Raw genomic sequence first — 24,843 nt, 5'->3', positions numbered from 1 at the left:
TCGCTCCTTGTCAGCCGTTCTCGTATCGCAGCAGCCTGCGTATTACATCATTACCACATCGAATTGCTCCGGGTTATAGAGCGGTTCGATTTGTACTTTCACCTGTTTGCCGACAAAAATTTCCACTTCTGCCAATGCGTGGGACTCTTCCCCTTTCAGGGCTTCTGCCACCGAAGGAGAAGCATAGACCAGGAAACGGTCGGAGTCGTAGGCATGATGCACGCGAACAATTTCACGCATGATTTCATAGCAGACAGTCTCGGTGGTCTTCACCGTGCCACGGCCGTGGCACGTCGGACACTCATTACAGAGCACGTGCTCCACGCTTTCGCGGGTGCGTTTGCGGGTCATCTCCACCAGCCCCAGCTGAGAGAAGCCGTTAATACTGGTTTTAACGCGATCTTTACTGAGCGCCTGCTCCAGTGAATGCAGCACGCGGCGACGGTGGTCTTCATTACTCATATCGATAAAATCGATGATGATAATGCCGCCAAGATTACGCAGACGCAGCTGACGGGCGATAGCCTGGGTTGCTTCTATATTGGTATTGAAGATGGTGTCATCAAGATTACGGTGGCCTACAAAGGCACCGGTATTGATATCCACCGTCGTCATGGCTTCGGTCTGGTCAATAATCAAATAACCGCCGGACTTCAGTTCCACTTTACGCTCCAGCGCGCGCTGGATCTCGTTCTCCACGTCGAACAGATCGAAGATCGGCTGCTTGCCGACATAGTGTTCCAGCAGACCCGGCATTTCAGGAATGTACTCGCTGGTAAATTCCAGCAAGGCTTCATAGGTCAGACGGGAGTCGACGCGGATGCGGTCAAGCTGAGCGTCAGCGAAGTCGCGCAGAACGCGCTGAGCCAGCGCCAGCTCGCCATACAGTTGATAGCGCGTCTGGTTGCGTTTTTTACGTTCCATCACCTTGGTCCAGACGCGTTTCAGGTAGGCCGCGTCCGAGGCCAGATCATCTTCGCTAATCCCTTCTGCGGCGGTACGAATGATAAAACCGCCCTGCTCGTCGCAATAGGCACTGACGACCTTTTTCAGGCGTTCGCGTTCGGTTTCGCTCTCAATGCGCTGGGAAACCCCCACGTGAGACGCACCGGGCATAAAGACCAGATAACGGGAAGGCAGCGTAATGTCGGTCGTTAAACGCGCGCCTTTGGTACCGAGGGGATCTTTCACCACCTGCACCATCAGATCCTGCCCCTGACGTACCAGCTCCGAGATATCGCGTACAGTAAACTGTTTTTGCTCTTCACCCGCCACGCATTCGGTGTGCGGCATGATGTCAGAAGCATGAAGGAATGCGGCCTTATCCAGACCAATATCTACAAATGCCGCCTGCATACCCGGTAGCACACGACTCACACGACCTTTGTAGATATTGCCTACGATTCCGCGTCGCGCTTCACGCTCAATATGGATTTCCTGCAGAATGCCGCCATCAATATAAGCGACACGCGTTTCCGATGGCGTTACGTTTACCAACAATTCAGCCGTCATAATTATCCCTTCTCTCACGCAGTGAGTTAAAATTGCTCAGCAACTCATACGTTTCCACCAGCGGTAAGCCGACTACGGCGTGATAGCTGCCATTTATCTTCCTGACAAAACAGCCACCCAACCCTTGAATACCGTATGCACCTGCTTTATCCATAGGTTCACCGCTGTCGATGTAAGCGGTAATGTCTTCTTCGGTGAGCACTCTGAACGTAACATCGGTAACGACCAGGCAATCCAGTACGTGCTGGCTGTCAGCGATGGCAACGGCGGTCATGACCTGATGCGTATGCCCGGACAATTTGCGCAGCATGGTCGCCGCGTGAGCGCCATCGCGCGGTTTCTCAAGGACTTCACCATTAAGGATAACGATGGTATCTGCGCCCAGTACGGGTAAATCACGCGGCGTTTGCGCCACGCCTGCCTGTGCCTTCTCTCGCGCCAGGCGGGAAACATACTGTTGAGCGCTTTCGCCACTGGCCCGGACTTCTTCAATGCCGGTGACGATGCGTTCAAACGTTACGCCCAACTGGGTCAGCAATTCCTGACGGCGAGGTGAGCCGGAAGCGAGATACAAAGACGTCATAGAAACCTTTTTATTGCACGGCAAACTGCTGGCGAATTTTACGCATCAGCAGGAATAACCATGGCCAGAGGACACCGTTTACTACACTACTCCAGAACACTTCAGGTCGGAAAGAGACGTTGATCACTAAAAACTCTGCCCAGAAAACAATGATATCCGCAGCAAGAGATAACAACATCACCACCAGCGCCTGTTGCCAGAGCGCCAGATTGCGAAAAAGCTGGAATTTCAGTGCGACCAGGTAAGCAATGATGCTCATGGACAAAGCGCGCACGCCAAGCGTAGAGCCACTGATGAGATCCAGTATGGCACCCATCACGAATCCCGTGCCCACATTTACGCGGTGCGGGAGCGCCAGAATCCAGTACAACAGAATAAGCAGTACCCAATTTGGCCGGAAGACAAGAATGTCGTCCGGCCAGGGCATAACTTGCAGTAGCAGTGCGACTAAAAACGAGAGCCAGATAACCCAGCGTCCCTGGCTACGATAACTTGCCACTATTGCCCTCCCGGGGAGCGCTGCGGTGGCGGCGTAGCAGGCTGAGGCTGGGTTAGCCCCGTCGCTGGCGCCGGAACGGGCGCCGGTGGCCCCATCGCGTCCGGTGATGGTAACACCTGCGGCATCATCTGCATCAGACGTTCATTTGCTACACGGTGCACATCTTCCGGCGTCATTGGGTTACTGCCGTTGCGATCTGCGCCCCAGAGCAATAACAGATAACGCAGACGCTGCAGACCGGCCGTTGGACGAGCCTGAATCACGGTATAGGCGCGCTGAGTATCCAGCCTCACAGAGGAGACCACACCCACAGGATAACCTTCCGGGAAACGCCCCCCCAGACCCGATGTCACCAGTACATCACCCACCCGAATGTCGGTGTTAGCAGGCAGATGCTCCAGCTGCAGATCATCAGTACAACCGTTGCCGGCAGCAATCACGCGTATATCGTTACGTAATACCTGAATCGGCAATGCATGCGTTGCATCACAAATCAATAAAACGCGGCTGGTCAGCTTAGCAACGGCGACCACCTGCCCTACAACGCCTTTGTCGCTGATAACCGGCTGGCCTTCGTAAACACCGTTTACGCTGCCTTTGTCGATGACCACCTGATCGCTATAGGGATCGTTAACGGTCGAAATGACCTGGGTAACCATTTTCTGCTCATCCTGACGCAGCGGCGATCCTAACAGCTCACGCAGACGGGCATTTTCCTGACGATACTGGCCCAGCATCAGCAGTTCGCTGTTTTTCAGCAGCAACTCCTGGCGTAATGCACGGTTTTCAAGTTCGAGCTGGTCGCGCGATGACAACGTCTGGGAGACGCTATCCAGCAATTCACGGGGACCATTTGATATAAAGTAGAAAGGACTGACGGCGGTATCCATGTACGTTCGGATCTGGCTGAACGTACCGAGGCGGCTATCGGCGATAATGACGCCGAGCGCCACCAGCAACGCCAAAATCAGGCGAAACTGTAGCGACGGGCCACGGCTAAAAATTGGCTTCATAGGCTATGCGTACTCTCGCGTCAGAGAGAAAGGGTAGCATCCGCTACCCTTTCACTTCCGACTACTCTTCGCTGAACAAGTCGCCGCCGTGCATGTCGATCATCTCCAGCGCCTTGCCGCCGCCACGGGCTACGCAAGTCAGTGGATCTTCTGCAACTACGACAGGAATACCTGTCTCTTCCATCAACAGGCGGTCGAGGTTACGCAGCAGCGCACCACCACCAGTCAGAACCATACCGCGCTCGGAGATATCGGAAGCCAGTTCCGGCGGGCACTGTTCCAGGGCAACCATCACGGCGCTCACGATACCGGTCAATGGCTCCTGCAGCGCTTCGAGGATTTCGTTGGAGTTCAGGGTAAAGCCGCGTGGAACGCCTTCAGCCAGGTTACGTCCGCGAACTTCGATTTCACGCACTTCGTCGCCCGGATAGGCAGAACCGATTTCGTGCTTGATACGCTCTGCGGTCGCTTCACCGATCAGAGAGCCGTAGTTACGGCGCACATAATTAATGATGGCTTCGTCGAAACGGTCACCGCCGATACGTACGGAGGAGGAGTAGACCACGCCGTTCAGGGAGATAACGGCGACTTCAGTGGTACCACCACCGATATCTACAACCATGGAACCGGTAGCTTCGGAAACCGGCAGACCCGCGCCGATTGCGGCTGCCATCGGCTCTTCAATCAGGAAGACTTCACGCGCACCGGCGCCCTGAGCGGATTCACGAATAGCACGACGTTCTACCTGGGTAGCACCTACCGGCACGCACACCAGAACGCGCGGGCTTGGACGCATGAAGCTATTGCTATGCACCTGCTTAATGAAGTGCTGAAGCATTTTTTCGGTCACGAAGAAGTCAGCGATAACGCCGTCTTTCATCGGGCGAATAGCTGCGATGTTACCTGGGGTACGACCAAGCATCTGCTTAGCGTCATGACCAACGGCCGCCACGCTTTTCGGTGAACCAGCACGATCCTGACGAATGGCCACAACGGAAGGCTCATTCAGTACGATGCCTTGTCCTTTTACATAGATAAGGGTATTCGCGGTACCCAGGTCAATGGACAGGTCATTGGAAAACATGCCACGAAATTTTTTCAACATACTAAGGGATAATCCTGAAAGCTGGGGCGGAAAACAAAATCCGCTTACTTTACCAACCACGCGCAGCAGCGACAAGGCGCAAAAATCATCTGCTACGGTGAAAATTAGTGCAGTACGTTTCCTTTGTTACAAATCGACACCTGACTCCCTCAGGGCTGAATCAACAGCAGTGTTCCTCACACTTTCATTTGTAACCAGTCAAAGGTCGTTCACTGTCTTTTTTGCTCGTCATACTCAAGCTACAGGCGCGATATTCTACGTGAAAACAAATTAAACGGCAGGTTAAACAGAGTATCTTTGCGAATATTTTTTCACATTGCTGTCAAGCGGCTGAGAGGCAGCAAAAAAATCCCCCTGACCGCCTGACACGCCGCGCTCTGTCAACGTCTGCCATTCACTTCTGCTGCGCACGCCAGTGGCAAATACTTGCGTCTGTGTCCCTTTGCACGCTTCCACCAGACTCTGCACCAGCAGCTGGTTTTCCGTGCGCTTTTCAATGTTCCGAACCAGACCCGGATGGAGCTTTAACAGTGCCACTTCAAGGGTCTTGATCCAGCTGGTACTGACCAGCGTTAAACCCGCCTGGGTTACCGCCACGCGAGCGCCAAGCGCAGTGATCAAACGTACTATCGCTTGTAACCGGCTGATATGTTGACAGACATCTGCCTCTGCAAGTTCAAAAATAATCCGTTTTCGCTGTGATTTTTCACACTGCATCAAAACATCACGCAGCCAGCGCTGAAAACGCGGGCGAATCAGCGATTCAACAGTTATCTGGATCGCCAGATTTTCTTCCGGCCAGAAAGATAAAAAAGGCATCAGGCGCGTAATTTGCTGGCGGTCATACTCTTCCGACAGACCAAACTGGAGGATCATCGGCAGGTACTCCGCCGAGACCACCTCTTCGTTGCCATCAAAAATACGGCACAGCAGTTCACGATGATGGACCATGCCATCTTTTGTAACCGCCGGTTTCTGATAAATACGCGGCCCACCGCGGTTCAGAGTCTGCTCAATCAGGGTACGCCAGCGCACGTTGCCGCGCCCCTTCTCCGGCAGGGAGTCGTCGTACACGGCCCAACCGTTGGCGCCCTGCAGCACCGCGTTACGGGTAGCGGCTTCAGCGTGTTCCATTACTTGCTCCGTCGTCTGCCCGCCACGCCAGGCGCAGATGCCAATATGCACCATATCATCGCGATCGAGCATTTTCGTAGGCGGCAGGGCATCCACGGTTTTAAGCAGCAGGCTGGCAATACTTTCGGATTCTTTCAACGTGCGATGGGGAAGCAACACTGCATAATCACTGCGATGATAGCGGGCCAGTAACGCGCCCGGGTAACGCATAATAAATGTTGAGAGCAGATTAATAAGGGTAAACAGATGCTCTTCTGCGACCGTACGCCCCCAGTTATCTTTCATCAGATCAAAGTCTGGCAGGCGAACTAACATAACCACGCCGTGGGAGCCCACCTTCTCCTGGTCTTCCAGCAGCGTGGCCAACTGGTTGTCAAAGAAGAGACGATTATTGAGACCGGTTTTGTTGTCCTGCGCGGCATAAGAGCGAATCAGGGTGTCCATGCGGCTGCGCTGATCGCTGGCAAACTGGATTTCAGAGAGCAGGACATCGAGCGCGCTGCTGGTACGGGATGGCCACTCATAGACTGACCCGCGAACCTGTGCCCCCCGCTCTCCGTTCAGAATACGCGCCGAACGCGATTCAAGTAACTCCTGCCCGTTGAGCTGGCGGCGCAGCCAGCGCACGGCCAACAGGAGTAACAACGCGATAAAGGCAACGGCGAGGGTGAGTGGCGCGGTAGTCATCAGCGAGTGGAGGTAGTTGTTCATCGGATCCTGATATACCAGTCTGAGGGTCATACCCGGATTTTTCAGCGAATGGATATCCTGTTCGCGATACTGCATCTGTATGCCTGCAGAGTGGTATACCCCGGTGCGCTGATGGCGAAAGACCGTCTCTCTGCCCTGCTTTATCTCAATGCTGACGATGTCCGTTGGTGCCATCAGTTCGTCAAGCTGGCCGGAGAGCTGGGAAAACGACGTGCTGACAAGTCGTGTATCAATGACCGAGGCCACGGCCTGCACGCGGTTGACCAGTTTGTCCTGAACGGCGTTATAGAAGCTCAGTGAACAGCCAATCAGTATGACGAAAATGGTCATGCCGGTCAGCAAGGTGATAAAAGCGGAGAACTTCGTCGATAATCGCATCCTTGAGATTACTCCGTGAGTGAATGAGGATAGCGAGTGAGCGCTAACTCGCTTTAAACAGCGGCATACTACCAAACCTGGTGTTTCTGGCAATTTATTGCGTTAAATCGGCATCGCGTTTCACTGTGCGAGTATAGTCTTCAGAAATTATTTTCCCATCATCATGCTTAGTAAGGAACCTGTATGCAGGCTTTGATCTTAGAACAGCAGGACGGCAAAACGCTTGCCACAGTGCAAGCCATCGAAGAGAGCCGACTGCCTGAAGGCGACGTGACCGTTGATATTGACTGGTCGAGCCTGAACTACAAAGACGCGCTCGCCATTACTGGCGCGGGTAAAATTATCCGAAACTTCCCCATGGTTCCGGGTATCGACTTTGCGGGTCGCGTTCATACCAGTGAAGATCCTCGCTTCCATGCCGGGCAGCAGGTGCTGCTGACCGGCTGGGGCGTTGGCGAAAATCACTGGGGTGGCCTCGCCGCTCAGGCTCGCGTGAAGGGCGACTGGCTGGTTCCTATGCCGAAAGGCCTTGATGGCCGTAAAGCCATGATCATCGGCACCGCCGGCTTCACCGCCATGCTCTGCGTTATGGCGCTCGAAGAGGCGGGTGTTACGCCGCAATCGGGCGAAATCGTGGTGACCGGCGCCAGCGGCGGCGTAGGAAGCACCGCGGTCGCACTGTTACATAAGCTCGGCTATCAGGTCGCGGCGGTCTCTGGTCGCGAAAGCACCCATGATTATCTGCGCAAGCTGGGGGCGAGCCGCATTCTGGGCCGCGACGAATTCGCTGAAACCCGTCCGCTGGAAAAACAGCTCTGGGCCGGTGCGGTGGATACCGTCGGCGATAAAGTGCTGGCGAAAGTGCTGGCTCAGATGAACTACGGCGGCTGCGTGGCGGCCTGCGGTCTGGCGGGCGGCTTTGCACTGCCCACCACGGTGATGCCATTTATTCTGCGCAACGTGCGTTTGCAGGGGGTAGATTCCGTTATGACGCCCGCCGCTCGCCGTACCGAAGCATGGGCGCGGCTGGTTCGCGATTTGCCGGAAGCGTTCTTTGCCCAGAGTGCAACCCAGATTGGCCTTGAGCAGGCGGCAGAATATGCCGCGAAGATTATCGCCAACCAGGCCCAGGGTCGTACGCTGGTTAAAATCGCCTAATCTTCAATTTTTCGTGACATATTCGCATTAACCTCACTCCTCCGTCATGCTTACTTCATCGCATGACGGAGGATGCCATGAAAATGAAAAAACTGACGGAAGCCGATGTAACTGCTGAATCGGCTTTTATGCTCCAGCGCCGCCAGATCCTGAAAATGCTTGGCATCAGCGCCACTGCACTCACCCTTACCCCCTCGGCTCACGCCGATCTGCTCGACTGGTTCAAAGGCAATGATCGTCCGAAAGCCCTTGCCGGTAAGCCACTAACGTTCTCCAGACCCGATCAATGGCAGAGCAAACTGGCCCTGACGCCGGAAGATAAGGTCACCGGCTATAACAACTTCTATGAGTTTGGCCTGGATAAGGCCGATCCTGCGGCCAATGCCGGCAGTATGAAGACCGATCCCTGGACGTTAACTATTGACGGTGAAGTCGCGAAACCTTTAACGCTGGATCACCATGACCTCACCACCCGCTTTCCGCTGGAGGAGCGCATCTATCGTATGCGTTGCGTAGAAGCCTGGTCGATGGTGGTGCCGTGGATCGGTTTTCCGCTTCACAAACTGCTGGCGATGGTAGAGCCGACCAGCAATGCAAAATATGTCGCCTTCCAGACGCTTTACTCCCCTGAGCAGATGCCTGGCCAAAAAGATCGTTTTATCGGCGGCGGGCTGCAATATCCCTATGTAGAGGGCCTGCGTCTTGACGAAGCGATGCATCCTCTCACGCTATTGACCGTTGGGGTATATGGCAAAGCGCTGCCCCCGCAAAATGGTGCCCCTGTTCGCCTGACCGTGCCGTGGAAGTATGGATTTAAAGGGATTAAATCTATCGTCAGCATTAAGCTGACCCGTGAACGTCCGCCGACCACCTGGAACCTCGCCGCGTCCGATGAATATGGTTTTTATGCCAACGTGAACCCGCATGTGGACCACCCTCGCTGGTCGCAGGCTACTGAACGTTTTATCGGCTCCGGCGGTGCGCTGGATGTGAAACGCCAGCCTACACTGCTCTTCAATGGCTATGCCGATCAGGTGGCATCGCTCTATCGCGGCCTCGATCTCCGGGAGAATTTCTAGTGCGGCTGACGGCAAAACAGATTACCTGGCTGAAGGTCGCCCTGCATCTTGCCGGAGCGCTTCCTTTTATATGGCTGTTCTGGGCAGTGAATGCTGGCGCGTTCAGCGCCGACCCGGCGAAAGATATCCAGCATTTTACGGGTAGGATGGCTCTGAAATTTTTACTGGCAACCTTGCTGGTCTCACCGCTGGCGCGTTACGCTAAACAGCCATTATTGATACGCACCCGTCGTCTGTTAGGGCTATGGTGTTTTGCCTGGGCGACAATCCATCTCACTAGCTATGCGCTGCTTGAGCTGGGGATTAACAATTTGTCGCTACTGGGCCGCGAACTGGTAACACGCCCTTACCTGACGCTGGGCATTGTAAGCTGGCTGATTCTGCTGGCGCTGACGCTCACCTCGACGCAGTATGCCCAGCGAAAACTGGGCCGACGGTGGCAGTATTTGCACAACTTCGTCTATCTTGTTGCGATCCTCGCCCCCATTCATTACCTGTGGTCGGTGAAAATTCTCTCGCCGCAGCCCATCATCTATGCGTTGCTGGCGTTGGGCCTGCTGGCGTGGCGTTATAAGAAGTTCCGCCAGTGGTTGCGATAGTTCGCGAAACTGTGCGTTTTCCCGCAGAATACTTATCATCCGTGAATCTTTTTGGGTTTGCGGTTGATAATCTTCCCTGATAAGACCAGTATTTAGCTGCCAAATGCTACGAAATCGTTATAATGTGCGACTTTGGTTTTCCTGACAGAGGTTTTGGACCTCTGAAAGGGTGACAATCGCGCATCGAAGGTATATTTTGTTTTTTACCCGAGATTCGCAGGAGATAGCGGCATAATGGCTGGTAAATTTCAAATCTTAGTTCTTAACGGACCGAACCTGAACATGCTCGGAACCCGTGAGCCAGAGAAGTATGGCACGCTAACATTGAATGAAATTGTTAACCGTCTGGGTACGGAAGCAGCGTCATTAGATGTGGATTTGGATCATTTTCAGTCAAATGCGGAGTACGCAATCATCGACCGTATTCATCAGGCTAAAGACAATGTGGACTATATCCTGATCAATCCGGCCGCGTTTACGCACACCAGTGTTGCTATCCGCGACGCACTGCTTGCGGTGAGTATCCCGTTTATCGAGATCCATCTGAGTAACGTGCATGCCCGAGAACCGTTCCGCCACCATTCCTACCTGTCGGATATCGCCGCAGGCGTTATCTGTGGACTGGGTGCAGACGGTTATTCATACGCTTTACAGACAGCGGTAAAACGCCTGTCACAATCACACTAAACAAGAGTACGGAACCCACTCATGGATATTCGTAAGATTAAAAAACTGATCGAGCTGGTTGAAGAATCAGGCATCTCCGAACTGGAAATTTCTGAAGGCGAAGAGTCTGTACGCATCAGCCGTGCAGCCCCAGCCGCTAGCTTCCCGGTAATGCAGCAAGCTTATGCAGCACCAATGATGCAGCAGCAGCCTGCGCTTGCCTCAGCCGTTGCGCCAGCAGCAGAAGCTGCACCTGCCGCAGCCGCAGAAATCAGTGGTCACATCGTACGTTCCCCAATGGTTGGTACTTTCTACCGCACCCCGAGCCCGGACGCGAAAGCGTTCATCGAAGTGGGTCAGAAAGTCAATGCTGGCGATACCCTGTGCATCGTCGAAGCCATGAAAATGATGAACCAGATCGAAGCAGACAAGTCAGGTACTGTGAAAGCGATTCTGGTCGAAAGTGGTCAGCCGGTAGAATTTGACGAGCCGCTGGTCGTCATCGAGTAACGAGGCGAACATGCTGGATAAAATTGTTATCGCCAACCGTGGCGAGATTGCACTGCGTATTCTTCGTGCCTGTAAAGAACTGGGCATCAAGACCGTGGCCGTGCACTCAAGCGCGGATCGCGATTTAAAACACGTATTGCTGGCGGATGAGACGGTCTGTATTGGCCCGGCTCCGTCCGTAAAAAGCTATCTGAACATCCCGGCTATCATCAGCGCCGCTGAAATCACCGGCGCGGTGGCAATTCATCCGGGTTACGGCTTCCTCTCTGAGAACGCCAACTTTGCCGAGCAGGTTGAACGCTCTGGCTTTATCTTCATCGGCCCGAAAGCCGACACCATTCGTCTGATGGGCGACAAAGTGTCTGCGATCACCGCAATGAAGAAAGCCGGTGTTCCAACTGTACCAGGCTCCGACGGCCCGCTGGGTGACGATATGGATGTTAACCGTGCCCATGCAAAACGCATTGGCTACCCGGTGATCATCAAGGCGTCCGGCGGCGGCGGCGGTCGTGGTATGCGCGTTGTGCGCAGCGATGCAGAACTGGCCCAGTCCATTGCCATGACAAAAGCGGAAGCGAAAGCGGCTTTCAGCAATGACATGGTTTACATGGAAAAGTACCTGGAAAACCCACGCCACATCGAAATTCAGGTGTTGGCTGACGGTCAGGGTAACGCCATCTATCTGGCAGAACGCGACTGCTCCATGCAGCGTCGTCACCAGAAAGTGGTCGAAGAAGCGCCAGCGCCGGGCATTACCCCGGAACTGCGTCGCTACATCGGCGAGCGTTGCTCCAAGGCCTGTGTGGATATCGGCTATCGCGGCGCGGGTACTTTCGAGTTCCTGTTCGAAAACGGCGAGTTCTACTTCATTGAGATGAACACCCGTATTCAGGTTGAACACCCGGTTACCGAAATGATCACCGGCGTTGACCTGATCAAAGAGCAGCTGCGTATCGCTGCCGGCCAGCCTCTGTCCATCAAACAGGACGAAGTTGTGGTCAAAGGCCATGCGGTAGAATGCCGTATCAACGCCGAAGACCCGAACACCTTCCTGCCAAGCCCGGGTAAAATCACGCGTTTCCACGCGCCGGGTGGCTTTGGTGTGCGCTGGGAGTCTCATATTTACGCCGGTTACACCGTACCGCCGTACTATGACTCAATGATCGGTAAACTCATCTGCTACGGCGAGAACCGTGACGTGGCGATTGCCCGCATGAAGAACGCCCTGCAGGAGCTGATTATCGATGGTATCAAAACCAACGTTGATCTGCAGATGCGCATCATGAGCGACGAGCACTTCCAGAATGGTGGAACTAACATCCACTATCTGGAGAAGAAACTCGGTCTGAACGAGAAGTAAGTTTGCAGCAACGCGAAAAGGCCGGTTAATCCGGCCTTTTTTTATTTCTGGGGGGAGCTATGCCCCATCATGTACAATCCCCGCTTTCTTCATCCACAAGGGACAAAAAATGGACAAGCGTTTTGTTCAGGCCCATAAAGAAGCCCGTTGGGCATTGTGGCTAACCCTTCTCTATCTCGCCGCCTGGTTAGTAACCGCTTACTTACCTGACTCAGCCATTGGCATTACCGGCCTGCCTCACTGGTTTGAGATGGCGTGTCTGCTGGTGCCGCTGGTCTTTATCCTGCTGTGCTGGGCAATGGTGAAATTCATTTATCGCGATATTCCGCTGGAGGACGATGATGCAGCCTGAAGTCATTCTGCCGCTTATCGCTTACCTGTTAGTGGTGTTTGGTTTGTCCGTTTATGCGATGCGTAAAAGGACCACCGGCACCTTCCTGAATGAGTATTTTCTCGGTAGCCGCTCGATGGGCGGCGTTGTGCTGGCCATGACGCTTACCGCCACCTATATCAGCGCCAGCTCGTTTATCGGTGGTCCCGGTGCCGCCTATAAATACGGGTTAGGCTGGGTGCTACTGGCGATGATCCAGCTGCCTGCCGTCTGGCTCTCTTTAGGTATTCTTGGCAAAAAATTTGCCATTCTGGCTCGCCGCTATAACGCCGTGACGCTCAACGATATGCTGTTTGCGCGCTATCAGAGCCGTCTGCTGGTGTGGCTCGCAAGCCTGAGCCTGCTGGTCGCCTTTATTGGTGCGATGACGGTACAGTTTATCGGCGGTGCGCGTTTGCTGGAGACGGCAGCGGGGATCCCCTATGAGACGGGCCTTATCATCTTCGGGGTGAGTATTGCGCTGTACACCGCCTTTGGCGGGTTCCGTGCCAGCGTGCTGAACGATACGATGCAGGGGATGGTGATGCTTATTGGCACTATCGTTCTACTGGTGGGCATTGTTCATGCGGCAGGCGGACTGAGCCATGCCGTGGAAACCCTGGAAGCGATCGACCCGAAACTGGTCTCGCCGCAGGGCGCGGACGATATCCTCTCCCCAACGTTTATGACCTCGTTCTGGGTGCTGGTGTGCTTTGGGGTGATTGGCCTGCCGCATACCGCGGTGCGATGCATCTCTTATAAAGACAGCAAAGCGGTGCACAGAGGCATCATCATCGGCACCATCGTTGTGGCGATCCTGATGTTTGGTATGCACCTGGCAGGCGCGTTAGGCCGCGCGGTGATCCCGGACCTGACGGTCCCCGATTTGGTGATCCCAACGCTGATGGTCAAAGTGCTTCCACCTTTTGCCGCCGGGATATTCCTCGCCGCGCCTATGGCCGCCATTATGTCGACGATCAATGCTCAGCTCCTGCAAAGTTCCGCTACGATCATTAAAGACCTCTATCTGAACCTGCGCCCGGAGCAGGTCGAAAACGAGCGACGCCTGAAGCGGATGTCAGCCGTGATTACGCTGCTGTTAGGGGCATTGCTGCTGCTGGCCGCCTGGCGTCCGCCGGAGATGATCATCTGGCTCAACCTGCTCGCGTTCGGCGGGCTTGAGGCGGTCTTTCTGTGGCCGCTGGTGCTGGGGCTTTACTGGGAGCGAGCCAATGCCGCAGGCGCACTGAGCGCTATGATTGTCGGCGGCGTGCTGTACGCCGTTCTTGCGACGTTTAATATTCAGTACCTGGGCTTCCATCCGATTGTGCCTTCGTTACTGTTAAGCTTACTGGCGTTTGTGGTGGGGAACCGTTTTGGTCAACCCGTCCCACAGCCCGCTATGATTTCTACTGATAAATAAAGAGTTTTGCCATGCCGTGGATCCAACTGAAACTGAATACAACCGGCGCGAATGCCGAAGAGCTGAGCGATGCGCTGATGGAGGCCGGCTCGGTTTCCATCACCTTCCAGGACACGCATGATACGCCGGTTTTCGAGCCGCTTCCGGGTGAAACCCGCCTGTGGGGCGACACCGACGTTATCGGCCTGTTCGATGCCGAAACCGACATGAACGAGGTTGTCGCGATTCTGGAAAACCACCCGCTTCTGGGTGCAGGTTTTGTACATAAGATCGAGCAGATCGAAGACAAAGACTGGGAACGCGAGTGGATGGATAACTTCCATCCAATGCAGTTCGGTAAACGCCTGTGGATCTGCCCGAGCTGGCGTGACGTTCCCGATGAAAACGCGGTGAACGTGATGCTCGATCCGGGTCTGGCATTTGGTACAGGCACACACCCTACCACGTCGCTGTGCCTGCAGTGGCTGGACGGGCTGGATCTGGAAGGCAAGACCGTGATCGACTTTGGCTGCGGCTCGGGGATCCTGGCCATCGCAGCGCTGAAGCTGGGTGCAGCCAAAGCGATCGGGATCGACATCGATCCCCAGGCTATCCAGGCCAGCCGCGATAATGCTGAGCGTAACGGCGTCTCCGATCGCCTTGAGCTCTATCTGCCGCAAGACCAGCCAGCTTCCATGAAAGCCGATGTCGTGGTGGCTAACATCCTGGCGGGCCCGTTACGCGAGCTGGCTCCGTTAATCAGCGTGCTGCCGCTTGAGGGCGGTCTGCTGGGACTTTCAGGTATCCTTGCCAGCCAGGCGGAGAGTGTTTGCGAAGCCTACACCGAGCTGTTCGCGCTTGATCCTGTGGTCGAGAAAGAAGAGTGGTGTCGTATCACGGGTCGCAAAAAGTAAAAACGATGCGAGCGCCTGTTTTTCAAACTGTTAGGTCGGTCAAAAAACAGGCAACTCCCCGACTGCGATCATGTTCTAAAATGCGACTCAGATCGCAAAGAACTGGAAAAATCTGCTGCTAAAAACAGCAGATTATTCGGTTTTGGGTTTCATTGATTAAGAAAAAACGAGAAGTTTTGGGAAATTGTAAGCGGCTATAAAATCACCTTATTCTGTTAAGCTAATGATTTATATCGCATATAATTCTTTTCGTTATGCTTCGCTCCGGATTCCATGATCTGCAACAGGTGATTGTTCAAAGTTTGGCCTTTCATCTCGTGCAAAAAATGCGTAATATACGCCGCCTTGCAGTCACAGTATGGTCATTTCTTAACTCATGCGCATCGGACACCACCAGCTCAGAAATCGCCTGATTGCAGCCCCTATGGCAGGTATTACCGACCGGCCGTTCAGGACGCTGTGTTACGAGATGGGAGCCGGTTTAACCGTATCCGAGATGATGTCGTCTAACCCGCAGGTTTGGGAAAGCGATAAGTCTCGTCTTCGGATGGTGCACATTGATGAACCAGGTATCCGCACCGTGCAAATTGCCGGAAGCGTGCCTGAAGAGATGGCAGATGCCGCGCGTATCAACGTGGAAAGTGGCGCCCAGATTATTGATATCAATATGGGTTGCCCGGCCAAGAAAGTGAATCGCAAGCTTGCAGGTTCAGCCCTTCTGCAATACCCCGACCAGGTGAAGTCCATCCTGACGGCGGTTGTCAGCGCGGTGGACGTTCCTGTTACGTTGAAGATTCGCACGGGTTGGTCGCCGGAACACCGTAACTGTGTAGAGATTGCCCAACTGGCCGAAGACTGTGGCATTCAGGCCCTGACAATTCATGGACGCACACGCGCCTGTTTGTTCAATGGTGAAGCTGAATACAGCAGTATTCGGGCAGTCAAGCAGAAGGTTTCCATTCCGATTATCGCGAATGGCGACATTACTGACCCGCTTAAAGCCAGAGCTGTGCTCGACTATACGGGAGCTGATGCTCTGATGATAGGACGTGCCGCTCAGGGAAGACCCTGGATCTTTCGGGAAATCCAGCATTATCTGGACACTGGGGAGCTGCTTGCCCCGCTGCCTCTGGCAGAGGTTAAGCGCTTGCTTTGTTCGCACATTCGGGAACTGCACGACCATTATGGTCAGGCAAAAGGGTACCGAATTGCGCGTAAACACGTCTCCTGGTATCTCCAGGAGCACGCTCCAGATGACCAGTTTCGGCGCACATTCAACGCCATAGAGGATGCCAGCGAACAGCTGGAGGCGTTGGAGGCATACTTCGAAAATCTTGCGTAATGAAATAAAGAGCTGACAGAACTATGTTCGAACAACGCGTAAATTCTGACGTACTGACCGTTTCTACCGTTAACTCTCAGGACCAGGTAACCCAAAAGCCCCTGCGTGACTCGGTTAAACAGGCACTGAAGAACTATTTTGCTCAACTGAACGGTCAGGATGTTAATGACCTGTATGAGCTGGTACTGGCTGAAGTTGAACAGCCACTGTTGGACATGGTGATGCAATACACCCGCGGTAACCAAACCCGCGCTGCGCTGATGATGGGTATCAACCGTGGTACTCTGCGTAAGAAACTGAAAAAATACGGCATGAACTAATTTCGATTAGCTAAATGCTTGTTTAAAAAGGCGCTACTCGGCATGGGGAAGCGCCTTTTTTATGCCTCGCGCACGCAAAATATGACGGACAATCCCCCTCTTCTCTGCAGAAACGTAAAGCCTGACTTCCCCTCTTCTCAGCCGCTATTTTTCGTGTATATTTCCTGCACTCTTGTCAATTATTCCCGGAAAAATCCGCATGATCCGTAAGTATGGGTGGCTCGTTGTCTTCGCAATCACCATTTTTCTTTTTGATGCACTTTTAATGCAGTGGATCGAGATGATGTCTACGGAAACTGACAAGTGCCGCAATATGGATTCCGTTAATCCACTTAAATTGATTAACTGTTCAGATTTGGAATAATCATCCAAATGCAGTGAAAAGAGACGAACTCACGGCATTCCCGCTAAAAAAGTACGGACTTAAAACCCTTTCAGGCGTATCCATTGGATGATAATGTCTCCCCCCCTTCTTACCCGGTATAACCTAATACCTCACTATGTATGAGTAGAAGTGATCATGCTGGTTAGTCATTACGACCAAGTCCTTGTGGTTATCTCTTTTGTTGTTGCCATCCTCGCATCTTACACTGCGCTGAACATGGCCGGCCGGGTGGCTGGCAGTACCGGAACCGCAGCCCGCGTCTGGCTGACCGGTGGCGGCGTTGCTATGGGCATTGGGATCTGGGCCATGCACTTTATCGGCATGCTGGCGATGGATGTCTCGATGCGCATGAACTATGACCTGCTCGTGACGCTGGTTTCAATGCTGATTGCTATTGGCGCATCGATCTTTGCCCTTTGGTTCGTCAGCCGGCAGCAACTGCGCTTACGTCGACTGTTCCTGGGGGCGCTCATTCTGGGTACCGGGATTGTAGCGATGCACTATACCGGTATGGCGGCGCTTCAGGTCGAACCGGCAATCGTCTGGAATATACGCTGGGTGGTGCTCTCGGTCGCGATTGCAATGCTCGCTTCGCTGGCGGCGTTGTGGCTCACTTTCCGATTACGTCATGATGCCGCACAGGTTGCACTCATGCGCGCTGGCGCGGCGATCCTGATGGGACTCGCCATCGCCGGCATGCACTTTACTGGCATGATGGCCGCGCAGTTCCCTGTTCAGATGCATATGCAGCACCAGGGGGTGAACGGCAGCTGGCTGGCCGTGCTGGTGAGCGTTGTGGCGCTTTCTATTCTCGGTATTACTCTGCTGGTATCGATGTTTGATGCCAGATTACAGGCTCGCACCGCTCTGTTGGCGTCATCGCTGGCGGAGGCTAACCGTGAGCTGGCCCAGCTGGCGTTACACGATACCCTGACCCGTTTACCTAATCGCGTATTACTTGAAGACCGTCTCGATCAGGCAATCAGCAAAGCCGATCGCGAAGGGCGGACATTTGCCCTGCTGTTTATGGATCTGGATGGCTTTAAAGCCGTCAACGATGCCTGGGGACATGATGCCGGGGATAAACTGCTGATCGCAGCCACTGAGCGGATGAAGCAACCGCTGAAAGGCCAATATACACTGGCGCGTATTGGTGGCGATGAGTTTGTCCTGCTCGCGGAGATCGAAGCCCCGGACGATGCCGCGACGCTGGCCAGCTCGCTGGTTCATGTTATCGATAAACCCTTTAGCCTGGATCTTCATGAGCTGAATGTGACCCTCAGTATCGGGATTGCCCTTTACCCTCACGATGGTAAAAACTCCCGTGAATTGATGTTCAATGCCGATGCCGCGATGTATCACACCAAGCATATGGGTCGTAACGGCTATCACTTCTTCCAGCCATCGATGAATACCCTGGCGCAAAAACAGCTCCAGCTGATGAACGATCTCTGGATGGCGCTGGAACGTGACGAGCTAAAACTGGTATATCAGCCTAAGTTCAAGGCTCCAGTGGGGCCCGTGGTCGGCTTTGAAGCCCTGCTGCGCTGGCATCATCCTGTAGACGGGCTGCTTTCACCTGACCTGTTCCTGCCGCTCGCCGAAAAGAGCGGGCTTATCATTCCTATCGGCAACTGGGTTATCGATGAGGCCTGCCGCCAGCTCCGTGAGTGGCATTTGCAAGGCCACGAGACGTGGTCGGTGGCCGTTAATCTTTCTACGCTGCAATTTGAACAACCGCAGCTGGTAGAGACGGTGATGAACAGCCTTGCGCGGCATCATATTCCACCGCATACCCTGATTCTGGAAGTGACAGAAACCACGGCGATGAATAATCCGGAGGAGAGCGTAAGGGTACTCACCGAGCTGACGCAGGCGGGGGTAAAAGCCTCGATTGACGATTTTGGCACCGGCTACTCCAGCCTGCTTTATTTAAAACGTTTGCCCGCCTGTGAACTCAAAATCGACCGCGCCTTTGTAAAAGAGCTCAGCGGTGAGAGTAACGATGCAACTATCGTTTCGGCCATCGTTGCGTTGGCCAAAACGCTTAATCTGAAGGTGGTGGCAGAAGGCGTAGAGACTCCCCAGCAGCAAGAGTTCTTAACCGAACTGGGGTGCAATACATTGCAGGGTTATCTGCTTGGACGGCCTGTCTCGCCGCAGACCATTGCCTCGCTATGCCACGATCCCCAAGCCCTGCTCTCTACGTAGCATTAAACGACAGGCGCCACGCTAAGGCGCCTTAATGCGACCCGTATTTAACTCAGTCCCGGTGATAGTGTGCTTTGCGACAGATTGCTGACACGTCAAAATTTACCTTTGCGAGCATGTCGCGGACCTCTTTAATGTCACAGAACATTGTTTAGATTAATTAATAGATTAGCCAGTTAATAAATCAGGCTCGCCCAGAGCAGATATTGTGTCTCCCTAATCTCTCCATTATTAAGCCCCCGCAGTCCCTTTTTCTCCACGAAGTTTACAATCCAAATAATTTGAGATTAATCATCCTGTATGGCCCCTTTAAACCGATGGTAAAATGGCCTCCTGCTTTGCGGAATACTTGCTGATGGCATCGTAAAGTAAGAATTAATTTTGAGGTAAGATCATGAAAAGATTCATTTCAGTTGCCCTGCTTACTGCACTCCTCGCGGGTTGTGCACATGATTCACCCTGCGTTCCGGTCTATGACGACCAGGGCAGATTGGTTCACACCAACACCTGCATGAAAGGAACCACTCAGGATAACTGGGAAACGGCTGGCGCGATCGCAGGTGGTGCCGCGGCTCTCGCCGGGCTGACGCTGGGTATCGTTGCTCTGACGAAATAATCCTGAAGCGCGGACAGCTGTCCGCGCTTTAGCTTTTCCCGTCTAATTTCCGCTACGCATTTGCGTTAATTAATATTTAGTTCTTGCTCACATCTTTTTTGCCTTATTTATCTTTTATCAGAATAACCGCGTGATGCTATTCACAAGTTATTTAAATTAACTCGCCTGCCAATATTCACCTTAGAAATCACTTTATTTCCTCATCACGTTTTATTCAAACTTTTGCTCTAAATTGTGGCGCAGGTTGTCATTTCGCACCATTTCAGGGCGCTCGAAATAATTATTGCTGTCTACACTCAGCATTACGCATCGCGTATTCGTTAATTGCGTTGAATGCGAAAACTGGCATTGCGTTTGCTTAGAAAACGTTGGCCATAGCCACAGACAGGTTAAAGCGTATATAAGCGCTTCACTATAACGATAATTCTCGCCACACAGGATGCAATATGAAAAAAACGATGATAGCCAGTCTGGCCGCCGTTGCGGTCATGCTCGTAGTCGCTAACCAGGCTCACGCGGGGGCAACTCTGGATGCCGTGAAGAAAAAAGGGTTCGTTCAGTGTGGGATCAGTGACGGGTTACCTGGCTTCTCTTATGCCGATGCCAGCGGTAAATTCTCAGGTATTGATGTGGATGTTTGCCGTGGGGTCGCCGCGGCTGTGTTTGGCGATGATACAAAAGTGAAATATACCCCGCTGACGGCGAAAGAGCGTTTTACCGCATTGCAATCCGGCGAAGTGGATCTGCTTTCACGTAATACCACCTGGACCTCCTCCCGTGATGCAGGAATGGGTATGACATTTACTGGCGTAACCTATTACGACGGTATCGGCTTTCTGACTCACAATAAAGCGGGGCTGAAGAGCGCGAAAGAGCTGGATGGTGCCACAGTCTGTATTCAGGCAGGTACAGATACTGAGCTGAACGTGGCCGATTACTTCAAGTCTAATAAGATGAACTATACCCCCGTCACGTTTGACCGCTCCGACGAATCTGCTAAAGCGCTCGAGTCTGGCCGTTGCGATACCCTGGCCTCTGACCAATCTCAGCTGTATGCCCTGCGTATTAAACTGAGCAACCCGGCTGAATGGATTGTTCTGCCGGAGGTGATCTCAAAAGAGCCGCTGGGTCCGGTCGTACGTCGAGGTGATGATGAGTGGAACGCTATTGTGCGCTGGACGCTGTTTGCCATGCTTAATGCAGAAGAGATGGGCATTAACTCGAAAAACGTCGATGAAAAAGCCGCGAATCCTTCTACTCCCGATATGGCTCACCTGCTGGGTAAAGAGGGTGATTACGGCAAAGATTTGAAGCTTGATAACAAGTGGGCCTACAACATCATTAAAAAGGTGGGCAACTACTCGGAGATCTTCGAGCGCAACGTAGGATCGGAGAGCGCGCTGAAGATCAAGCGTGGCCAGAACAACCTCTGGAACAATGGCGGCATTCAATACGCACCGCCGGTACGTTAAGCATTTTGCTGTAACGGGCACTGCTGCGGCAGTGCCCAGCCCAGAGTCATGGTTACCGAGGTTTCTATGTTTCATCGCCGCTCAGCCGTCAAAGGCGCGCTCTCTTTTTCTCATCCTGCAGTTCGCGCATGGCTGTTTCAAATCCTTGCCATTCTTGCTGTACTGGCCATCGCGATCTATCTGATTCATAACACCGTTACTAACCTGAGCAATCGGGGTATTACTTCGGGCTTCGCCTTTCTGGACCGTGGTGCGGGGTTCGGTATTGTCCAACATTTGATTGATTACGATGAGGGCGACACTTACGGCCGCGTTTTCCTTGTAGGCCTGCTCAATACGCTGCTGGTCTCAGCGCTTTGTATTGTGTTTGCTTCCATCCTGGGTTTTTTTCTGGGCCTGGCGCGTCTGTCCGATAACTGGCTCCTGCGTAAAATCTCGACGATCTATATTGAGACGTTCCGTAATATTCCCCCTCTGTTGCAGATCTTTTTCTGGTACTTTGCTGTACTACGTAATCTGCCCGGCCCCCGGCAGGCTGTTAATGCGTTCGAGCTCGCCTTCTTAAGCAACCGCGGGTTGTATATCCCCTCACCGCAGATGGCCGAAGGTTTACTGCCATTTATCGCCGCGCTGGTTATTGTGGCTGCCATTTCCATTGGGTTGTTTCGCTATAACCGCGCGTGTCAGATAAAAACCGGTCAGTTACGACGCACCTGGCCTGTCACTCTGGGACTGCTTATTGTTCTGCCGATTCTGACGCACTGGATATTTGGCCCAGCGTTACACTGGGACGTCCCAGCACTACGCGGGTTCAATTTCCGCGGTGGAATGGTGTTAATTCCTGAACTGGCGGCACTGACGCTGGCATTATCCATTTATACCTCTGCCTTTATTGCCGAGATTATTCGCGCCGGAATTCAGGCCGTTCCTTATGGTCAGCACGAAGCCGCCCGCTCTCTGGGTATACCTAACCCGGTAACGCTACGCCAGGTCATCATCCCCCAGGCGATGCGAGTGATTATTCCCCCGCTGACTAGCCAGTATCTCAACATTGTTAAAAACTCCTCGCTGGCTGCCGCTATCGGCTATCCCGATATGGTGTCACTGTTCGCCGGAACCGTGTTGAACCAGACTGGCCAGGCTATCGAGACTATCGCCATCACCATGTCTGTCTATCTGATTATCAGTCTGACAATTTCACTGTTGATGAACCTCTATAACCGCCGCATCGCGCTGGTTGAGCGCTAAGGAGCCATGATGACTAAAGCCGTACTGTCTCACGCCCCGCGTTCGTCCAGCATCGGAAGCTGGCGTTTTATCGCCTGGGCACGAAAGAATCTGTTCTCCTCGTGGAGTAACAGCCTGCTCACTCTCTTCTGTTTATGGCTAATGTGGACGTTGATCCCCCCCTTGCTGAACTGGGCTTTCTTACAGGCTAACTGGCTGGGCACCACTCGCGCAGATTGCACTAAAGAGGGAGCATGTTGGGTATTTATTCATCAACGTTTCGGCCAGTTTATGTACGGGCTCTATCCGCACGACCAGCGCTGGCGGATCAACATCGCCTTAATCATTGGGCTGTGTTCCATTGTGCCGATGTTCATAAAACAGCTCCCCCGTCGGGGACGGTACATCGCATGCTGGGCAGTGGTATATCCCATTTTAGTCTGGTGGTTGCTGTATGGCGGATGGCTGGGGCTGGACCGCGTGGAAACACGCCAGTGGGGCGGGCTGACGTTAACATTAATCATCGCCTCTGTCGGGATCGCCGGCGCGCTACCGCTCGGTATTTTACTGGCGCTGGGCCGTCGTTCAACCATGCCAGTGGTGCGTATCCTCTCCGTTATCTTCATCGAGTTTTGGCGTGGTGTACCGCTCATTACCGTTTTGTTTATGTCTTCGGTCATGTTGCCGCTGTTTATGGCAGAAGGAACGACCATCGACAAATTGATCCGCGCCCTGGTGGGGGTCGTTCTGTTCCAGTCAGCCTATGTTGCCGAAGTGGTCCGCGGTGGGTTGCAGGCTCTACCAAAAGGCCAGTATGAAGCAGCGGAGTCACTTGCCCTGGGGTACTGGAAAACACAGGGCTTAGTCATTCTGCCCCAGGCGCTCAAGCTGGTAATACCTGGGCTGGTTAACACCATCATCGCGCTTTTTAAAGATACGAGCCTGGTGATCATCATCGGGTTGTTCGATCTTTTCAGCAGCGTGCAGCAGGCTACGGTTGACCCCGCATGGCTGGGAATGTCGACCGAAGGCTATGTTTTCGCAGCACTTATATATTGGATCTTCTGTTTTAGCATGTCGCGCTATAGCCAGCATCTGGAAAAGCGCTTTAACACCGGGCGTACACCGCACTGAGGAAATTATGAACCCGATTACTATGTCACCCGCTGACGCGATGATTACGCTGGAAAATGTGAACAAATGGTATGGGCAGTTTCACGTGCTAAAGGATATTAACCTGAAGGTTAAACAGGGGGAACGTATTGTACTTTGCGGGCCATCCGGCTCTGGTAAATCAACAACGATTCGCTGCATTAATCACCTGGAGGAGCATCAACAGGGCCGGATTGTGGTGGATGGAATTGAGCTGAATGAAGATATTCGCAATGTCGAACGTGTCCGTCAGGAAGTAGGCATGGTGTTTCAGCACTTTAACCTTTTCCCCCATTTGACTGTTCTGCAGAACTGCACGCTGGCCCCCATCTGGGTACGCAAAATGCCGAAAAAGGAGGCCGAGGCGTTGGCGATGCACTATCTGGAACGTGTACGTATCGCCGAGCATGCCCACAAATTTCCGGGCCAGATCTCCGGCGGGCAGCAGCAGCGCGTGGCAATTGCGCGCTCGCTCTGTATGAAACCGAAAATCATGCTTTTTGATGAACCCACATCTGCTCTGGACCCGGAGATGGTTAAAGAGGTGCTGGACACCATGATTGGCCTGGCGCAATCCGGCATGACGATGTTATGCGTTACACATGAGATGGGTTTTGCCAGAACGGTAGCAGACCGAGTGATTTTTATGGATCGTGGTGAAATTGTTGAGCAGGCGCCACCGGATGAGTTCTTTGCGCATCCGAAATCAGAACGTACCCGCGCCTTCTTGTCGCAAGTAATCCATTAACGCTTTATACCAATATAAGAGAGGCCATCCGTCAGGATGGCCTCTCTTATTCATGGCTGATTCAATAATGCATAAACAAAAGGCCCCGTCGTTAGACGGGGCCTTTTGTTTTATTTGATGTCTGGCAGTTCCCTACTCTCGCATGGGGAGACCCCACACTACCATCGGCGCTACGGCGTTTCACTTCTGAGTTCGGCATGGGGTCAGGTGGGACCACCGCGCTAAAGCCGCCAGACAAATTCTTTACAATGTGCCGAACTTTATCCGAATAAAGTGGTGCTGATACCCAGAGTCGAACTGGGGACCTCACCCTTACCAAGGGTGCGCTCTACCAACTGAGCCATATCAGCACGCTAAATTTGATGCCTGGCAGTTCC

24 protein-coding genes, 1 tRNA gene and 1 rRNA gene are annotated in these 24,843 nt (G+C 53.3%); 18 read left to right on the top strand and 8 right to left on the bottom strand.

All coding sequences use genetic code 11. The features are described 5' to 3' along the window. Positions 1 to 42: 42 nt before the first annotated feature. From rng to csrD, 6 genes are all read right to left on the bottom strand, one after another. Positions 43 to 1,512, bottom strand: coding sequence for a ribonuclease G (gene rng, locus B3511_RS18675; RefSeq protein WP_040073831.1), 1,470 nt, complete (start codon positions 1,510 to 1,512; stop codon positions 43 to 45). Then, positions 1,502 to 2,095 carry a Maf family protein gene (locus tag B3511_RS18670; RefSeq protein ID WP_046885754.1) on the bottom strand — a complete coding sequence of 198 codons (594 nt, stop codon included), beginning with the start codon at positions 2,093 to 2,095 and terminating at the stop codon, positions 1,502 to 1,504. The genes rng and B3511_RS18670 overlap by 11 nt, the downstream gene beginning before the upstream one ends. 10 nt (positions 2,096 to 2,105) lie before the next feature. Beyond that, positions 2,106 to 2,594 (bottom strand): rod shape-determining protein MreD, encoded by a 489-nt coding sequence (gene mreD, locus B3511_RS18665; RefSeq protein ID WP_040073829.1) that lies wholly within the window; start codon positions 2,592 to 2,594, stop codon positions 2,106 to 2,108. After that, positions 2,594 to 3,607, bottom strand: coding sequence for a rod shape-determining protein MreC (mreC, locus tag B3511_RS18660; RefSeq protein WP_040073828.1), 1,014 nt, complete (start codon positions 3,605 to 3,607; stop codon positions 2,594 to 2,596). Before mreC ends, mreD begins: the two co-directional genes overlap by 1 nt. Positions 3,608 to 3,668: 61 nt before the next feature. After that, complete coding sequence (gene mreB, locus B3511_RS18655; protein ID WP_000913396.1) at positions 3,669 to 4,712, bottom strand: rod shape-determining protein MreB; 1,044 nt, start codon at positions 4,710 to 4,712, stop codon at positions 3,669 to 3,671. A gap of 282 nt (positions 4,713 to 4,994) precedes the next feature. Further along, complete coding sequence (gene csrD, locus B3511_RS18650) at positions 4,995 to 6,935, bottom strand: RNase E specificity factor CsrD (protein ID WP_046885753.1); 1,941 nt, start codon at positions 6,933 to 6,935, stop codon at positions 4,995 to 4,997. Positions 6,936 to 7,118: 183 nt separating this feature from the next. On the opposite strand from csrD, the gene B3511_RS18645 reads away from it, so the two are divergent. The 18 genes from B3511_RS18645 to B3511_RS18560 all read left to right on the top strand — a co-directional run bounded on the left by B3511_RS18645 (position 7,119) and on the right by B3511_RS18560 (position 24,466). Then, the gene (locus B3511_RS18645) at positions 7,119 to 8,093 is read left to right on the top strand and encodes an MDR family oxidoreductase (protein ID WP_046885752.1); all 975 of its coding nucleotides are present in this window, start codon (positions 7,119 to 7,121) and stop codon (positions 8,091 to 8,093) included. A 77-nt stretch (positions 8,094 to 8,170) separates the two neighbouring features. After that, positions 8,171 to 9,172 (top strand): protein-methionine-sulfoxide reductase catalytic subunit MsrP, encoded by a 1,002-nt coding sequence (gene msrP / locus B3511_RS18640; protein WP_286790049.1) that lies wholly within the window; start codon positions 8,171 to 8,173, stop codon positions 9,170 to 9,172. Next, a complete protein-coding gene (msrQ, locus tag B3511_RS18635) occupies positions 9,172 to 9,771 on the top strand; it encodes a protein-methionine-sulfoxide reductase heme-binding subunit MsrQ (protein WP_046885751.1) in 600 nt (199 codons plus the stop codon). Before msrP ends, msrQ begins: the two co-directional genes overlap by 1 nt. Before the next feature lie 234 nt (positions 9,772 to 10,005). Then, on the top strand, positions 10,006 to 10,458 hold the full coding sequence (gene aroQ, locus B3511_RS18630) for a type II 3-dehydroquinate dehydratase (protein WP_046885750.1): 453 nt from the start codon (positions 10,006 to 10,008) through the stop codon (positions 10,456 to 10,458). 21 nt (positions 10,459 to 10,479) lie between these two features. Next, positions 10,480 to 10,947: an acetyl-CoA carboxylase biotin carboxyl carrier protein gene (gene accB / locus B3511_RS18625; RefSeq protein WP_046885749.1), complete on the top strand. Its 468-nt coding sequence runs from the start codon at positions 10,480 to 10,482 to the stop codon at positions 10,945 to 10,947. A gap of 10 nt (positions 10,948 to 10,957) precedes the next feature. Beyond that, positions 10,958 to 12,307 (top strand): acetyl-CoA carboxylase biotin carboxylase subunit, encoded by a 1,350-nt coding sequence (accC, locus tag B3511_RS18620; RefSeq protein WP_006178859.1) that lies wholly within the window; start codon positions 10,958 to 10,960, stop codon positions 12,305 to 12,307. A 109-nt stretch (positions 12,308 to 12,416) separates the two neighbouring features. Further along, positions 12,417 to 12,659, top strand: a complete 243-nt coding sequence (locus B3511_RS18615) for a YhdT family protein (protein ID WP_006178860.1) — start codon at positions 12,417 to 12,419, stop codon at positions 12,657 to 12,659. After that, positions 12,649 to 14,100, top strand: a complete 1,452-nt coding sequence (gene panF / locus B3511_RS18610) for a sodium/pantothenate symporter (protein WP_046885748.1) — start codon at positions 12,649 to 12,651, stop codon at positions 14,098 to 14,100. Before B3511_RS18615 ends, panF begins: the two co-directional genes overlap by 11 nt. An 11-nt stretch (positions 14,101 to 14,111) precedes the next feature. Continuing rightward, positions 14,112 to 14,993, top strand: a complete 882-nt coding sequence (gene prmA, locus B3511_RS18605; RefSeq protein ID WP_286790048.1) for a 50S ribosomal protein L11 methyltransferase — start codon at positions 14,112 to 14,114, stop codon at positions 14,991 to 14,993. Positions 14,994 to 15,369: 376 nt separating this feature from the next. Continuing rightward, entirely contained in the window at positions 15,370 to 16,335 is a 966-nt protein-coding gene (gene dusB, locus B3511_RS18600; RefSeq protein ID WP_040073817.1) for a tRNA dihydrouridine synthase DusB, read from the top strand. A gap of 23 nt (positions 16,336 to 16,358) precedes the next feature. Then, positions 16,359 to 16,655, top strand: coding sequence for a DNA-binding transcriptional regulator Fis (fis, locus tag B3511_RS18595; RefSeq protein ID WP_000462905.1), 297 nt, complete (start codon positions 16,359 to 16,361; stop codon positions 16,653 to 16,655). Between the two features lie 199 nt (positions 16,656 to 16,854). Beyond that, positions 16,855 to 17,019, top strand: a complete 165-nt coding sequence (locus tag B3511_RS18590) for a DUF2556 family protein (RefSeq protein WP_040073816.1) — start codon at positions 16,855 to 16,857, stop codon at positions 17,017 to 17,019. A gap of 156 nt (positions 17,020 to 17,175) precedes the next feature. Further along, positions 17,176 to 19,251, top strand: coding sequence for a putative bifunctional diguanylate cyclase/phosphodiesterase (locus B3511_RS18585; RefSeq protein WP_286787659.1), 2,076 nt, complete (start codon positions 17,176 to 17,178; stop codon positions 19,249 to 19,251). A gap of 394 nt (positions 19,252 to 19,645) precedes the next feature. Then, the gene (locus B3511_RS18580) at positions 19,646 to 19,867 is read left to right on the top strand and encodes a lipoprotein (RefSeq protein WP_040073814.1); all 222 of its coding nucleotides are present in this window, start codon (positions 19,646 to 19,648) and stop codon (positions 19,865 to 19,867) included. 446 nt (positions 19,868 to 20,313) lie between these two features. Beyond that, complete coding sequence (locus B3511_RS18575; RefSeq protein WP_207292493.1) at positions 20,314 to 21,339, top strand: amino acid ABC transporter substrate-binding protein; 1,026 nt, start codon at positions 20,314 to 20,316, stop codon at positions 21,337 to 21,339. Between the two features lie 66 nt (positions 21,340 to 21,405). Continuing rightward, positions 21,406 to 22,587, top strand: a complete 1,182-nt coding sequence (locus B3511_RS18570; protein WP_286787656.1) for an amino acid ABC transporter permease — start codon at positions 21,406 to 21,408, stop codon at positions 22,585 to 22,587. 9 nt (positions 22,588 to 22,596) lie between these two features. Beyond that, positions 22,597 to 23,700, top strand: coding sequence for an amino acid ABC transporter permease (locus B3511_RS18565; protein WP_286791478.1), 1,104 nt, complete (start codon positions 22,597 to 22,599; stop codon positions 23,698 to 23,700). Between the two features lie 7 nt (positions 23,701 to 23,707). After that, positions 23,708 to 24,466, top strand: a complete 759-nt coding sequence (locus tag B3511_RS18560; protein WP_040073810.1) for an amino acid ABC transporter ATP-binding protein — start codon at positions 23,708 to 23,710, stop codon at positions 24,464 to 24,466. Between the two features lie 119 nt (positions 24,467 to 24,585). On the opposite strand, the gene rrf is transcribed toward B3511_RS18560, so the two are convergent. Further along, positions 24,586 to 24,701, bottom strand: a 5S ribosomal RNA gene (gene rrf / locus B3511_RS18555). A 39-nt stretch (positions 24,702 to 24,740) separates the two neighbouring features. After that, positions 24,741 to 24,816: transfer RNA gene (locus B3511_RS18550), tRNA-Thr, on the bottom strand. Positions 24,817 to 24,843: the final 27 nt, after the last annotated feature.

This window comes from Leclercia sp. UBA1284 (assembly GCF_002308415.1).
Taxonomy (GTDB): Bacteria; Pseudomonadota; Gammaproteobacteria; order Enterobacterales; family Enterobacteriaceae; genus Enterobacter; species Enterobacter pneumoniae.
Note: the sequence above shows the minus strand (reverse complement) of the source record. Positions and strands in the feature narration are given on the sequence as shown.

Bases quoted from the DNA above. Each gene is read 5' to 3' on its own strand.
- rng (WP_040073831.1), bottom strand. From the start codon at position 1,512: ATGACGGCTGAATTGTTGGTAAACGTAACGCCATCGGAAACGCGTGTC.
- B3511_RS18670 (WP_046885754.1), bottom strand. From the start codon at position 2,095: ATGACGTCTTTGTATCTCGCTTCCGGCTCACCTCGCCGTCAGGAATTG.
- mreC (WP_040073828.1), bottom strand. From the start codon at position 3,607: ATGAAGCCAATTTTTAGCCGTGGCCCGTCGCTACAGTTTCGCCTGATT.
- mreB (WP_000913396.1), bottom strand. From the start codon at position 4,712: ATGTTGAAAAAATTTCGTGGCATGTTTTCCAATGACCTGTCCATTGAC.
- csrD (WP_046885753.1), bottom strand. From the start codon at position 6,935: ATGCGATTATCGACGAAGTTCTCCGCTTTTATCACCTTGCTGACCGGC.
- B3511_RS18645 (WP_046885752.1), top strand. From the start codon at position 7,119: ATGCAGGCTTTGATCTTAGAACAGCAGGACGGCAAAACGCTTGCCACA.
- msrP (WP_286790049.1), top strand. From the start codon at position 8,171: ATGAAAATGAAAAAACTGACGGAAGCCGATGTAACTGCTGAATCGGCT.
- aroQ (WP_046885750.1), top strand. From the start codon at position 10,006: ATGGCTGGTAAATTTCAAATCTTAGTTCTTAACGGACCGAACCTGAAC.
- accB (WP_046885749.1), top strand. From the start codon at position 10,480: ATGGATATTCGTAAGATTAAAAAACTGATCGAGCTGGTTGAAGAATCA.
- accC (WP_006178859.1), top strand. From the start codon at position 10,958: ATGCTGGATAAAATTGTTATCGCCAACCGTGGCGAGATTGCACTGCGT.
- B3511_RS18615 (WP_006178860.1), top strand. From the start codon at position 12,417: ATGGACAAGCGTTTTGTTCAGGCCCATAAAGAAGCCCGTTGGGCATTG.
- panF (WP_046885748.1), top strand. From the start codon at position 12,649: ATGCAGCCTGAAGTCATTCTGCCGCTTATCGCTTACCTGTTAGTGGTG.
- prmA (WP_286790048.1), top strand. From the start codon at position 14,112: ATGCCGTGGATCCAACTGAAACTGAATACAACCGGCGCGAATGCCGAA.
- dusB (WP_040073817.1), top strand. From the start codon at position 15,370: ATGCGCATCGGACACCACCAGCTCAGAAATCGCCTGATTGCAGCCCCT.
- fis (WP_000462905.1), top strand. From the start codon at position 16,359: ATGTTCGAACAACGCGTAAATTCTGACGTACTGACCGTTTCTACCGTT.
- B3511_RS18590 (WP_040073816.1), top strand. From the start codon at position 16,855: ATGATCCGTAAGTATGGGTGGCTCGTTGTCTTCGCAATCACCATTTTT.
- B3511_RS18585 (WP_286787659.1), top strand. From the start codon at position 17,176: ATGCTGGTTAGTCATTACGACCAAGTCCTTGTGGTTATCTCTTTTGTT.
- B3511_RS18580 (WP_040073814.1), top strand. From the start codon at position 19,646: ATGAAAAGATTCATTTCAGTTGCCCTGCTTACTGCACTCCTCGCGGGT.
- B3511_RS18575 (WP_207292493.1), top strand. From the start codon at position 20,314: ATGAAAAAAACGATGATAGCCAGTCTGGCCGCCGTTGCGGTCATGCTC.
- B3511_RS18570 (WP_286787656.1), top strand. From the start codon at position 21,406: ATGTTTCATCGCCGCTCAGCCGTCAAAGGCGCGCTCTCTTTTTCTCAT.
- B3511_RS18565 (WP_286791478.1), top strand. From the start codon at position 22,597: ATGACTAAAGCCGTACTGTCTCACGCCCCGCGTTCGTCCAGCATCGGA.
- B3511_RS18560 (WP_040073810.1), top strand. From the start codon at position 23,708: ATGAACCCGATTACTATGTCACCCGCTGACGCGATGATTACGCTGGAA.